The following is a 12,033-nucleotide window of genomic DNA, read 5'->3' as shown; positions in this document are numbered from 1 at the left end:
CTTCAGAGTCGCAACGGCGACAGGGCCAGAAGCCGCGCCGCCGTTGCAACTCATCTCATCGGACGATCAGAACGCCAGCGCCTTGGCCTGCTTGACCTGCGGCAGCGCCTGGATCTTGGCGAGCAGATCGGCCGGCACCGCACCGTCGACCTCGACCAGCGCGATCGCGTCGCTGCCCGGCGCGACGCGGCCGAGATGGAAGGTCGCGATGTTGATCTTGGCGTCGCCCAGGAGGCTTGCGAACTTGCCGATGAAGCCCGGCTTGTCCTCGTTGGTGACGTAGATCATCGACTTGCCGAACTCGGCGTCGACACGGATGCCCTTGATGTCGACGAGGCGCGGCTTGCCGTCGGCGTAGACCGTGCCCGACACCGCGCGCTCCTGGTGCTCGGTGGTGACCGCGACCGTGATCAGGCTCTCATAGTCGCTCTCGCCGGCGCGCAGCACCTCGTCGACGATCATGCCGCGCTCCTTGGCGATCACCGGCGCCGACACGACGTTGACCTCGCCCAGCATCGGCCGCAGCAGTCCGGCCAGCACCGCCGAGGTCAGCGCCCGGGTCTTCATCTCGGCGACGTGGCCTTCATAGGTGATCTGGATCTTGGTGATGCTGCTTTCGGTGAGCTGGCCCGCGAACGAGCCGAGCTTCTCGGCGAGCGCGATGAACGGCTTCAGCTTGGGCGCTTCCTCGGCCGTGATCGACGGGAAGTTGATCGCGTTCGAGATCGCGCCGGTGAGCAGGTAGTCCGACATCTGCTCGGCGATCTGCAGCGCGACGTTCTCCTGCGCTTCCGTGGTCGAGGCGCCGAGATGCGGCGTGCAGATCACGTTGGCATGGCCGAACAGCGGATTGCTGGTGGCCGGCTCCTCGGCGAACACGTCGAGCGCGGCACCCGCGACATGCTTGCTGTTGAGCGCCGCGAGCAGCGCCTGCTCGTCGATCAGGCCGCCGCGGGCGCAATTGATGATGCGCACGCCCTGCTTCATCTTGGCGATCGCCGCGGCATCGATGATGTTGCGGGTCTTGTCGGTCAGCGGCGTGTGCAGCGTGATGAAATCGGCGCGCTTCAGCAGCTCCTCGAGCTCGACCTTCTCGACGCCGAGATCGAGCGCGCGCTCCTCGGTGAGGAACGGATCGAAGCCGATCACCTTCATGCGCAGGCCCTGCGCACGGTCGCAGACGATCGAGCCGATATTGCCGCAGCCGATCACGCCCAGCGTCTTGCCGGTGATCTCGACGCCCATGAAGCGGTTCTTCTCCCACTTGCCGGCCTGGGTCGAGGCGTCGGCCTGCGGGATCTCGCGCGCCAGCGACAGCATCATCGTGATCGCATGCTCGGCGGTCGTGATCGAATTGCCGAACGGCGTGTTCATCACGATGATGCCCTTGGCGGTCGCCGCGGGGATCTCGACATTGTCGACGCCGATGCCGGCGCGGCCGATCACCTTGAGCCGCTTGGCGCGCTCGATGATCTTGGCCGTGGCCTTGGTGGCGGAGCGGATCGCAAGGCCGTCATAGTCGCCGACGATGTCGGCGAGCTTGTCCTTGTCCTTGCCGAGATTGGGCTGGAAGTCGACCTCGATGCCGCGATCCTTGAAGATCTGCACGGCGGCGGGCGAGAGCGCATCAGAGATGAGAACTTTGGGTTTGGTCATGACGATGTTCCTTCACGCCTCCGTCTCGGAGGGGCGGCGCACGGCGCCGGAATGAGGTGAAAGCTGCAGGGTGGGCAAAGCGAAGCGTGCCCACCGCTCTCTCGCGTCAGGTGAGATAATTGGTGGGCACCGCGCGTTGCGCCTTTGCCCACCCTACGCGGAGCGCCTCAGGCGGCCTTCGGCAGCGCGGCCTTGGCCTCGGCGAACGCCCAGTCGATCCACTGCGTCAGCAGCGCGACGTCGCTGGCTTCCACCGTGGCGCCGCACCAGATGCGCAGGCCAGCCGGCGCATCGCGATAGTGTGCGAAGTCGAAGCCGGCGTTTTCCTTCTCGACCAGCGCCACCAGCTTCTTGGCGAACTCCGCCTGGGCATCGGCCGACAGCGATGTGATCGCGGGATCGATGACCTTGAGGCACACCGAGGTGTTGGAGCGGATCGCGGGATCCTGCGCCAGGAAGTCGATCCACGGCGTCCGCGCCTTCCAGTCGGCCAGCACCTTGGTGTTGGCGTCGGCGCGGGCGATCAGCGCCTTCAGGCCGCCGATCGACTTGCCCCAAGTGAGCGCATCCAGATAGTCCTCGACGCACAGCATCGACGGCGTGTTGATGGTCTCGCCCTCGAAGATGCCGGCATTGAGCTTGCCGCCCTTGGTGAGGCGGAAGATCTTCGGCAGCGGCCAGGCCGGCTTGTAGGTCTCGAGACGCTCGACTGCGCGCGGCGACAGGATGAGCATGCCATGCGCGGCCTCGCCGCCGAGCGCCTTCTGCCAGGAGAAGGTAACGACGTCGAGCTTCGGCCAGTCAAGCGGCTGGGCGAATGCAGCGGAGGTCGCATCGCAGATGGTCAGGCCTTCACGCGTCGCGCTGATCCAGTCGGCGTTGGGAACGCGGACGCCCGAGGTGGTGCCGTTCCAGGTGAAGACGACGTCGCTGGCCGGATCGACCTTCGACAGATCCGGAATCTCGCCATAGCCGGCATGCAGCTTGGTGACATCCTTGAGCTTGAGCTCCTTGATGATGTCGCTGACCCAGCCTTCGCCGAACGATTCCCAGGCGATCGTGGTGACGGGCCGCGCACCGAGCAGCGACCACAGCGCCATCTCGACCGCACCCGTGTCGGACGCGGGCACGATGCCGATCTTGTAGTCGGCCGGCACTTCGAGAACGTCGCGCGTCAGCTCGATCGCCTGCTTGAGCTTGGCTTTGCCGACCTTCGCGCGATGCGAGCGGCCGAGGGGAGCGTCCTTGAGATTTTCGGAGGTCCATCCGGGACGCTTGGCGCAGGGGCCGGAGGAGAAATGCGGCACAACAGGCCGCTGCGAGGGCTTCGCTGCAGTCATCGTCTATCCTTCCAGATAGTAAGCCTCCCGTTGGGGGGAGGTGTCCCGCCCCGGTGATTACGGGAAGGGTCGTTCCGCGTCAAGGAACTTCGCGCGCTCGCGCCGGCGTTCACGCAGTCGTGCTGGCATGCAAGCGAATGCAATTCATTCCGGCGCGGCACCGACGGGCGACTGGCCAGCCGGAGGACGATGCAGGAAGGTCATCGAGGCGTAGGCGCCGATCCAGGAGCCGACCGCAGCGAACGCGACGTAGATCCAGTTCTCCGTGTAGCTGATCACGGCGAATGACGAGAGCATGTACCAGATCGAGCTCCAGGTCGCGGCCGATACGCGCCGCTTGGCGACGACCGCCGACGTGAACATCACGTAGACCGCGTCGGTCGCCGCGGTCGCCAGCACGACTCCGAAGGCCGTCAGTGGATTGATCGCCGACATCGTCCCCTCCTCTTCGTTGTGCTGCACCATGCGACGTCATTGTTTCGTCGAACGCATCCATGCACAATGACGCGATCTGCACGCGCCGAACAACAAGGATAGAAGAATGGAACGCGTCCGTCTCGGGAGGAGCTCGCTCGACATCACCCGTCTCGGCCTCGGCACGGCGCCGCTCGGCGGCCTGTTCGCGCCGGTCAGCGATGGCGATGCCGAAGCCACGATCGCCGCGGCGTGGTCGCGCGGCGTGCGCTTCTACGACACCGCGCCGCTGTACGGCTTCGGCCTCGCCGAGCAGCGGCTCGGCGCGTTCTTGCGCCGGCAGCCGCGCGACAGCTACGTGATCTCGACCAAGGTCGGCCGGCTGTTGCGGCCGGACGCGACGGCCTCGGGCGAAGACCCGCACTACAAGGGCACGCCGCCGCTGCGGCCACAATTCGACTACTCCTATGACGGCGTGATGCGTTCGGTCGAGGAGAGCCTGGCCCGGCTCGGCCTCGATCGCATCGACGTCCTGCTCGTGCATGATCCCGACGATCACTATGACGAAGCCGTGGCCGGCGCCTTCCGCGCGCTGCAGCGGCTGCGCGACGACGGCAGCATCAAGGCGATCGGCGCCGGCATGAACCAGTCCGAGATGCTGGCGCGCTTTGCGGAGGCGGCTCCGGTCGACTGCTTCCTGCTGGCGGGCCGCTACACGCTGCTCGACCAGGGTGCGCTGACGGCGCTGTTTCCGATCTGCGAGAGGCAGAACATCGCCATCATCCTCGGCGGCATCTACAACAGCGGCATCCTCGCCAACCCTCATGGGCCGGCGAAGTTCAACTACGAGGATGCCGATGCCGCCCTGGTGGCGCGGGCACGCCAGCTCGATGTGCTGTGCAGGCAGCACGGCATCGAGCTCAAGGCGGCCGCGATCCAGTTCTGCCTGGCCCATCCCGCGGTGACCGTCGGCCTGCAGGGCGCGCGCAATGCGCAGGAGGCGGCCGACAACATCGCGCTGGCGCACGCGCCGATCCCGCCCGCGTTCTGGCGCGACCTGCGCGCCAGCGACCTGGTCGACGCCCGCGCGCCGCTGCCGGGAGAGGCGCCATGAGCCGCCTCATCGATGCGCATCAGCACTTCTGGGATCCTGGTCGCGCCGACTATCCATGGATGGCCGGTGACGCGCTGGCGCCGATCCGCCGGCCGTTCGGTCCCGCCGATCTCGCCACGCTGCTGGCCGAGAACGGTCTCGACGCCAGCATCCTGGTGCAGACCCGGTCGTCGCTCGACGAGACCGAGGAATTCCTGCGCATTGCCGATGCGACGCCGTTCGTCGCCGGGGTCGTCGGCTGGGTCGACCTGACCGATCCATCGGTGGGACCAACGATCGACCGACTGCGCGGCCTGCCCGGCGGCGACAGGCTGGTCGGCATCCGCCACCAGGTCCATGACGAGGCCGACCCGGCATGGATCTTTCGCGGCGACGTCAGGCGTGGCCTCGACGTCGTGTTCGCGCACGACCTGACATACGATCTGCTGGTGCGCACGCGGGAGCTGCCGGCGGCGATTGCGACGGTGCGCGCTTTTCCGAGAGCGCGCTTCGTGCTGGACCACGCGGCCAAGCCGCCGATCGCAACCGGCTTCGATCAGGACTGGGCCGATCGCATCGCCGAGCTCGCGGCCTGTGGCAATGTCTGGTGCAAGGTGTCGGGGCTCGCCACGGAAGCCGTCTGGACCGACTGGGACGCGGAGCGGCTGCAGCCCTATGTGACACATGTGGCGCGCTGCTTCGGCGCCGACAGGCTGATCTTCGGCTCGGACTGGCCGGTCTGCCTGCTCGCCGGCAGCTACCGTGAAATCAAGCAGGCGCTCGAGCACTGCCTGACACAGCTCGGCTCGGACATCCGCGACAAGGCGTTCGGCCCGAACGCCGTCGCGGCCTACCGCCTGCCGCGCTGATCAGAACCGCATCACCATGCCGAAATGGCTCTTGTCGAAGCCGAGCCGCCCGTAGAAGCGTTGCGCGTCGGTGCGGCTTTGATGCGTCATCAGCTCGACCAGATTGCAGCGCTGCTTGCGCGCCTCGGCGATCGCCCATTGCAGCAGCTGCTCGCCGATGCCGCGGCTGCGGCGGTCGGTGGCGACCCGAACATCCTCGACCAGCGCGCGCGACGCACCTTGCGAGCTGAGCCCGGGCAGGATGCAGAGTTGCAGGCAGCCGACCACCCGGCCCGCCTCCTCGGCAACGATCAGGGTGATGTTCCCATCCCGCGCGATCGTCTCGAACGCGTCGTAGTAGGACTGCGGCAACGGCTGCTCGAGGCGCTCGCGCGCCCGGCCGAGATGATCGTCGGCGAGCATGGCGACAATGGCAGCGACGTCGTCGCGCTGCGCAGGACGGATGCTGATGGACATCGGCATACAGGACAGGCTTGCAATCAGCTCAGAACTTGTAGCCGAGGCCCGCGCGCACCGTATTGATGCTGGTGTCGACCGTCGAGGTGAAGCGGACGTATTCGTATTCGGCCCGCGCAAACAGGCCGCCGACCAGATTGACGTCGACGCCGAGACCGGCGCTGTAGCCGTAGATCAGGTGATTGTGCTGAAGGTTGTTGGCGCTGAGCGGCGCAAGCGGCGTGTAGGTGCCGAGAAAGGTCGTGCTGACCCGGTCCTGAACCGTCACGGACTGGCCGATATCTGCGTTGCCGAGTGCAAGGCCGAAAAATGCGTAGGGCAGGAAGCAGCCCATCGCATAGCCGGCACGACCGCGGATCGTCGCCATGTCGGTGATCGAGATCTGCGAGGACTGCGTCGACGTCACGGCGTGGAAGTTGCCGTCGGTCAGTGCGGCCGTGCTGACGAGCGTGCGGCTCGAAGAGGCCATGCCGCCGTATTTGCCGTGCAGATAGCTCGCCTCGACGCCGAGCACGACGTCGTCCCACTGACTGTTGTAGCCGACGAAGGCGCCGAAGCCCGATGCGCGCGAGGATTGCTTGCCGAGGTTCGGGTTCCAGGACGAGACCTGCATCTGGCTCTCGATCAGCGTGTTGGCCAACACCGCCGCCGTCATGTTCTTGGTCGAGCCGTTGAAATTCTCATCGGACGAGCCGTAGCCGCCCTGGACGCCCACATAGTAGCCGTCCCAGTTGACCCGCGAATTGTTCAGGCCCTCGGTCAGGCCGCCGCGCAGGATCGGAAGGTCGGACAAGTCCGCGGCCTGGGCCGCGGAGATCATGCCGCACACCGAAACCGCCACCACCAGGCTACGCATCGCAACGCTCCAATCAGCACTTGACTCTCTGTTCCGATCATCGCGCGTTAACCTTAATCATTCGTTGTCGCAGCGCTCTGCACGGAAATTCTTTCAGCGAAAACGCGCGCGCTTCGCCCGATCAGAAACGCGAAACGGCGCGGGACGCCCGCGCCGTTCGTTCGATTTGCAGTGAGGGCGAGCGCTCGATTCAGCCCTTGCGGATCAGCGCCGGCATCGGCGGCGGCGGAGGATTGTCGAAATTCCAGCGCACGCCGAGCTTCAGGTCGTGCGAGGTGATGTCCTTGAACTTGAAGACGTTGCCGGTGGTGTTGCCGACGTAGTCGGACAGAACACCGGTCTGCCCCTGACCGAGATCGACGTAGCTGTAGGCCAGCTCCAGCACCAGGTTCGGATTGACGTTGTAAGCCAGACCGGCATGGGCCGCCCACGCGAAATTCCATTTCGAGGAGGTCGGCGCCGTCGCGAAACTCGTGGTCGTGAACGGCAGGTTGTTGATGCCCGTGTCGGTGAAGTTCGAGACCGTCACCCGCGCACCGCCGACGCCCGCGCCGATGAACGGCGTCACGCACCACCAGGTGCCGAGATCGACATAGGCGTTGGCGAGCACCAGCCATTCCGACTTGCTGCCGCTGTAATTGTCGATGCCGCTATAGGGCACGCCGCCCGCCGTCGCGTTGAAGCGGTCGGTAGCCTTGAAGTTCGAATTGCCGCGATACTGACCGGTGACGTCGGCGCGGAACCAGCTGTTGAAGCGATAGCCGACGCCGACGCCGTAGATGCCCGCTGTATCGAACGCCGAGGTCTGGTTGAAGGACGTCATCGGCGTGTAGGCGGATTCGCGCGAATAGTGAACGTCCTTGACCTTCTGATTGCTGAAGCCGATGTCGCCGCGCAGGTACCAGCCGCCGAAATCGGCCGCCGGCGGCGGCGCGTAGACCGGAGGCGGCATGATGGGCATGTCGGCCGCAAAGGCCAGAGTGGAAAACAGAGAGGCCGCTCCGGCGGCGATCAAAGACATAACGCTACGCATTGGCTTCGTCCCTTTGGCCGGTGAGGCAATCGAGAACCTGGCCCCACATCACAACTGACGGCCCTACAATCGCACCAAATGCTTAAGCGGCGCTTAACCCTAATAATTAAGGTTGATTTTCCATGAGCGAGTGGGAACCGTTAACGGCCGGACAACTCATCCTAACAGATCGTTAGCGGCTGCGCCGGGCGATGCAGGCAATGCGAACTAATTAGTCGACCGACCCGGCTCATGGCGAAGCCATGCCTTCCAAATACCGATCCGCCGTACGAAATGGTTGAACGACGCGATCAGAAGCATCCTGGCGACGTACTCGGACGCGAGAAGATCGTGAGCCAGCAAAAAGGCCTGCCATCTGACGATGACAGGCCACAATCGAAAATATGATCGCCGGTGATCAGGCGGCAGCAGCCGCCGCATTGCCCACCGCGGCCACGATCTCGTCGACGACCTCCTCGACCAGGTCGCGGTCGTCGCCCTCGCCCATCACGCGGATCACCGGCTCGGTGCCGGAGGAGCGCACGAGCAGTCGGCCATGGCCGTTGAGGCGCTTCTGTCCGGTATCGATCGCCGACTTCACCTCGTCCGCGTCGAGCGGCTTGCCGCTGCGATAGCGCACATTCTTGAGGATCTGCGGCAGCGGATCGAAGCGGTGGCAGACCTCGGACACCGGACGGCGCAGCCTCTGCACCGTCGCCAGCACCTGCAGCGCGGCGACGAAGCCGTCCCCCGTGGTCGCGTAGTCCGAGAGAATGATATGGCCCGACTGCTCGCCGCCGAGATTGTAGCCGTCGGCCAGCATGCGCTCGAGAACGTAGCGGTCGCCGACCGGCGTGCGCACCAGTTCGAGCCCCTGCCCCTGCAGGAAGCGCTCGAGACCGAGATTGGACATCACGGTCGCGACGATACCGGCGCGCGCCAGGCGGCCGTCCTCCTTCCAGCTCTGCGCGATGACCGCGAGCAGCTGGTCGCCATCGACGATGTGGCCGCGCTCATCGACCAGGATCACGCGATCCGCGTCGCCGTCGAGCGCGATGCCGATGTCGGCGCGCATCTCACGCACCTTGCGGCACAGCGCCTCCGGCGAGGTCGAGCCGCATTCCTTGTTGATGTTGAAGCCGTCCGGATCGACCCCGATCGAGATCACGTCGGCGCCGAGCTCCCACAGCGCCTCGGGCACGACCTTGTAGGCCGCGCCGTTGGCGCAATCGACCACGACGCGCAGGCCGTCGAGCGAGAGGTCGCGCGGCAGGGTGCGCTTGGCGAATTCGATGTAGCGATCGTGCACGCCGTCGATGCGGCGGGCGCGGCCGAGGCTCGCGCTCTGCGCCAGCTTCTTGTCGAGCGATTCATCGAGCAGTTGCTCGATCTGCCTCTCGACATCGTCGGACAGCTTGAAACCCTGCGGCCCGAACAGCTTGATGCCGTTGTCCTCGAACAGATTGTGCGAAGCCGAGATCATGACGCCGAGATCGGCGCGCATCGACTTGGTGAGCATCGCGACCGCCGGCGTCGGCATCGGGCCGACCAGCAGCACGTCCATGCCGACCGAGGTGAAGCCGGCCACCATGGCGTATTCGATCATGTACCCGGAGAGGCGCGTATCCTTGCCGATCACCACGCGGTGGCGGTGCTCGCCGCGCTGGAACAGAAGACCTGCGGCCTGCCCCACCTTGAGCGCGAGTTCCGGCGTGATCAGGCCGTTGGCGCGGCCACGAATCCCATCGGTCCCGAAATAGTTACGGCTCATATGACCCCCAGCAACGGCTTCTGGATTTCGTTACCGGCGGGTGCGAATCACGGGAGCCGCCCTGCCGGTCAGCCCGCGGGTTATAGTCGCCTTAAGGCTAAGATGGCTTCAAAAAATATGATGAATCATTACCACGAAACCGCCATAGCCTCTGTAAGCCGTTGTTAAGGCTAATTTTTCATTCGACCTGACGGCTCCGGAGGGCTCGCCCGCCGGAGCCCGCCGCAGCCGGAATGTGCTCGCTCCGGCAGCCCCGACGTCGTGTTGCGTGACGCGCGCAGTTTGCCCTGCCTTGCCCAGACGCCGTTGCGGTTCCCAAGTTGGATTTGGCAGGCGCCGCAAAGATGCTAGATGACTGCCCCAGCCTTAAGAAACGAGACGCCGGTGGGGAGCCGAAGACCGCGATGAAACACGTCACCTGCATTGAAGACCTGCGCCTGCTGCACAAGCGCCGCGTGCCCAAAGCCTTCTTCGACTACGCCGATCGCGGCTCCTATGCCGAGGAGACGCTGCGCGCCAACCGCGACGATCTGCAGAAGATCAAATTCCGCCAGCGCATCCTGGTCGACGTGTCCAAGCGCGATCTGTCGACGACGATCCTCGGCGAGCCCGCGTCGATGCCGCTGATCCTGGCGCCGGTCGGCCTCCTGGGCATGCAGCACGGCGACGGCGAGATTCACGCCTGCCGCGCGGCGCAGGCCGCCGGCATCCCGTTCACGCAGAGCACGATGTCGATCTGCTCGATCGAGGACATCGCTGCTAGCGTCGAGAAGCCGTTCTGGTTCCAGCTCTACGTCATGAAGGACCGCGGCTTCATCAAGGCCCTGGTCGAGCGCGCGATCGCCGCGAAGTGCAGCGCACTATGCCTGACCGTCGACCTGCAGGTGATCGGCCAACGTCACCAGGACATCAAGAACGGCATGAGCGTGCCGCCGGAATGGACGCTGTCGAAGCTGTTCGATTTCGCGATCAGGCCGGCCTGGGTGCAGGGCGTGCTGCAGGGCAAGCGCCGGACGTTCGGCAACATCGCCGGCCACGTAAAGAACACCGAGGATCTCACCAAGCTCTCGGCCTGGACCGCGGCGCAGTTCGACACCTCGCTGAACTGGAAGGACGTCGACTGGATCCGCTCGATCTGGCCAGGCAAGCTGATCATCAAGGGCATCCACGACATCGAGGACGCCAAGCTCGCGGCCGCCACCGGCGCGCAGGCGCTGGTCGTCTCCAACCACGGCGGCCGCCAGCTCGACGGCGCGCCGTCCTCGATCCACGTGCTGCCCGGCATTGCGGAAGCAGTCGGCGACAAGATCGAGATCATGTTCGATGGCGGCATCCGCTCCGGCCAGGACGTGATGCGCGCGCTCGCGCTCGGTGCCAAGTCCTGCATGCTCGGCCGTGCCTATGCCTACGGCCTCGGCGCCGGCGGCCAAGCCGGCGTCGCCAAGGCCATCGACATCATCCGCAACGAGCTCTTGACGACGATGGGCCTGTGCGGCGTTAACACGGTGGCCGAGATCGACCGCAAGGTGCTGGCGGATTAGGCGGAGTTGGGTCGAGGGTCTAAGTTGTTAGGCAATCCCTGTCGGCGCTGACGGTGCAACCTCTCCCCCCTCTTTGCGGGGAGAGGTCGGATTGCGCAGCAATCCGGGTGAGGGGCATGGCACCGACGAAGCTCCGATCACGGTCCATCGGACGGGCACAACGCCTCCAACTTCCGTTGCAATGGAAGGGACGTACTCACAGGCATTTGCCAGGCCGTCAGAACATCAGTTCGCTGCTATCAGCTGCACCACCCGTGCCGCTGCCCCTCACCCCGACCCTCTCCCCGTAAGGAACGGGGAGAGGGAGCGCACCGTGCTCGCGGCGCCGCTCACATCGGCGGCGTCAGCCCGTCGCGGCCGACGCTGACGCGGCTGGTCTCGAGCGAACCGTCAGGCAACGGCTTGACGATCGCGATCACCTTGGCGCCGGCTTTCAGCTCGGACTTGTCGCCCGGCACGAAGGTGACGATCGGCGTGTCCGGCGCGATGTCGACGCGCTTCTCGCCGCCCTTGTACTTGACCAGCAACGTATGGCCGTCGGTCGAGACCGAGCTTTCGGATACGGTGGCGTTGGTCATGCTCGAGTTCGGCTTCAGGTCCCACGACCGCGAGCCTTCGCCCGTGCCGCGCATGTCCTCGGGAAAAATGTGGATCTCGACCGCCTTCGGCGCGCCGTCCGGGCCGGGCACCGTGGTGGCGCCGATGAACGAGCCCAGCTTGATGTCGGAAAGCTGCGCCTTGACGACACCCGAGACGCGCAGATCACCGGCCATGCGGAGCTTGAAGATCTCGCCGCTGCGGGCTTTCACCGTCATGGTATCGGCGTCGACGCTTTCGATGGCGCCGCGCACGCGCGTCGGCACTGGCGCCTGCTGCGCGATGGCGGTCAGCGACGCCGCCGCAACCATTGCGAGCGCGGCGACCGGACGGATCAGAACGAGACGGGCAGACATGCTGAAAACTCCGAGGGCTCGAGAGACGCGTTCCGCGCTCGTATCGGAGACGCGGGCATCTGACGAGTGAAA

The 12,033-nt window shown here is 65.6% G+C and carries 11 protein-coding genes; 3 read left to right on the top strand and 8 right to left on the bottom strand.

The genetic code is table 11. The annotated features are described in order from the left end of the window. Positions 1-66 precede the first annotated feature (66 nt). The 3 genes from serA to QW845_RS20345 form a co-directional block, all read right to left on the bottom strand. Positions 67-1,656: a phosphoglycerate dehydrogenase gene (gene serA, locus QW845_RS20355; protein WP_315803325.1), complete on the bottom strand. Its 1,590-nt coding sequence runs from the start codon at positions 1,654-1,656 to the stop codon at positions 67-69. A 167-nt stretch (positions 1,657-1,823) separates the two neighbouring features. Beyond that, entirely contained in the window at positions 1,824-2,996 is a 1,173-nt protein-coding gene (locus QW845_RS20350; protein ID WP_315803324.1) for a phosphoserine transaminase, read from the bottom strand. A gap of 144 nt (positions 2,997-3,140) precedes the next feature. Continuing rightward, the gene (locus QW845_RS20345) at positions 3,141-3,431 is read right to left on the bottom strand and encodes a hypothetical protein (RefSeq protein ID WP_315803323.1); all 291 of its coding nucleotides are present in this window, start codon (positions 3,429-3,431) and stop codon (positions 3,141-3,143) included. A 106-nt stretch (positions 3,432-3,537) separates the two neighbouring features. Here QW845_RS20345 and QW845_RS20340 point away from each other — a divergent pair, with 106 nt between their 5' ends. Together QW845_RS20340 and QW845_RS20335 are read left to right on the top strand one after the other, a co-directional pair. Continuing rightward, entirely contained in the window at positions 3,538-4,524 is a 987-nt protein-coding gene (locus QW845_RS20340; RefSeq protein WP_315803322.1) for an aldo/keto reductase, read from the top strand. Continuing rightward, a complete protein-coding gene (locus QW845_RS20335) occupies positions 4,521-5,372 on the top strand; it encodes an amidohydrolase family protein (protein ID WP_315803321.1) in 852 nt (283 codons plus the stop codon). The genes QW845_RS20340 and QW845_RS20335 overlap by 4 nt, the downstream gene beginning before the upstream one ends. On the opposite strand, the gene QW845_RS20330 is transcribed toward QW845_RS20335, so the two are convergent. The 4 genes from QW845_RS20330 to glmM all read right to left on the bottom strand — a co-directional run bounded on the left by QW845_RS20330 (position 5,373) and on the right by glmM (position 9,467). Then, a complete protein-coding gene (locus QW845_RS20330) occupies positions 5,373-5,828 on the bottom strand; it encodes a GNAT family N-acetyltransferase (protein WP_315803320.1) in 456 nt (151 codons plus the stop codon). A gap of 28 nt (positions 5,829-5,856) precedes the next feature. Continuing rightward, a complete protein-coding gene (locus QW845_RS20325) occupies positions 5,857-6,684 on the bottom strand; it encodes an outer membrane protein (protein ID WP_315803319.1) in 828 nt (275 codons plus the stop codon). A 190-nt stretch (positions 6,685-6,874) separates the two neighbouring features. Further along, positions 6,875-7,717 carry an outer membrane protein gene (locus tag QW845_RS20320; RefSeq protein WP_315803318.1) on the bottom strand — a complete coding sequence of 281 codons (843 nt, stop codon included), beginning with the start codon at positions 7,715-7,717 and terminating at the stop codon, positions 6,875-6,877. A gap of 397 nt (positions 7,718-8,114) precedes the next feature. Next, complete coding sequence (gene glmM / locus QW845_RS20315; RefSeq protein WP_315803317.1) at positions 8,115-9,467, bottom strand: phosphoglucosamine mutase; 1,353 nt, start codon at positions 9,465-9,467, stop codon at positions 8,115-8,117. A 404-nt stretch (positions 9,468-9,871) separates the two neighbouring features. Between glmM and QW845_RS20310 the strand changes: the two genes are divergently transcribed. Beyond that, positions 9,872-11,008 carry an alpha-hydroxy acid oxidase gene (locus QW845_RS20310; RefSeq protein ID WP_315803316.1) on the top strand — a complete coding sequence of 379 codons (1,137 nt, stop codon included), beginning with the start codon at positions 9,872-9,874 and terminating at the stop codon, positions 11,006-11,008. A gap of 329 nt (positions 11,009-11,337) precedes the next feature. Here QW845_RS20310 and QW845_RS20305 read toward each other — a convergent pair whose 3' ends face one another. Further along, positions 11,338-11,916, bottom strand: a complete 579-nt coding sequence (locus QW845_RS20305; protein WP_315803494.1) for a hypothetical protein — start codon at positions 11,914-11,916, stop codon at positions 11,338-11,340. Positions 11,917-12,033: the final 117 nt, after the last annotated feature.

Source organism: Bradyrhizobium sp. SZCCHNS3002 (assembly GCF_032377435.1).
GTDB lineage: Bacteria > Pseudomonadota > Alphaproteobacteria > Rhizobiales > Xanthobacteraceae > Bradyrhizobium.
This window is presented reverse-complemented; position numbering and strand designations above follow the sequence as displayed.

Coding starts and splice junctions, on each gene's coding strand:
- serA (WP_315803325.1), bottom strand. CDS start 1,656: ATGACCAAACCCAAAGTTCTCATCTCTGATGCGCTCTCGCCCGCCGCC.
- QW845_RS20305 (WP_315803494.1), bottom strand. CDS start 11,916: ATGGTTGCGGCGGCGTCGCTGACCGCCATCGCGCAGCAGGCGCCAGTG.
- QW845_RS20345 (WP_315803323.1), bottom strand. CDS start 3,431: ATGTCGGCGATCAATCCACTGACGGCCTTCGGAGTCGTGCTGGCGACC.
- QW845_RS20325 (WP_315803319.1), bottom strand. CDS start 6,684: ATGCGTAGCCTGGTGGTGGCGGTTTCGGTGTGCGGCATGATCTCCGCG.
- QW845_RS20335 (WP_315803321.1), top strand. CDS start 4,521: ATGAGCCGCCTCATCGATGCGCATCAGCACTTCTGGGATCCTGGTCGC.
- QW845_RS20310 (WP_315803316.1), top strand. CDS start 9,872: ATGAAACACGTCACCTGCATTGAAGACCTGCGCCTGCTGCACAAGCGC.
- glmM (WP_315803317.1), bottom strand. CDS start 9,467: ATGAGCCGTAACTATTTCGGGACCGATGGGATTCGTGGCCGCGCCAAC.
- QW845_RS20330 (WP_315803320.1), bottom strand. CDS start 5,828: ATGTCCATCAGCATCCGTCCTGCGCAGCGCGACGACGTCGCTGCCATT.
- QW845_RS20340 (WP_315803322.1), top strand. CDS start 3,538: ATGGAACGCGTCCGTCTCGGGAGGAGCTCGCTCGACATCACCCGTCTC.
- QW845_RS20350 (WP_315803324.1), bottom strand. CDS start 2,996: ATGACTGCAGCGAAGCCCTCGCAGCGGCCTGTTGTGCCGCATTTCTCC.
- QW845_RS20320 (WP_315803318.1), bottom strand. CDS start 7,717: ATGCGTAGCGTTATGTCTTTGATCGCCGCCGGAGCGGCCTCTCTGTTT.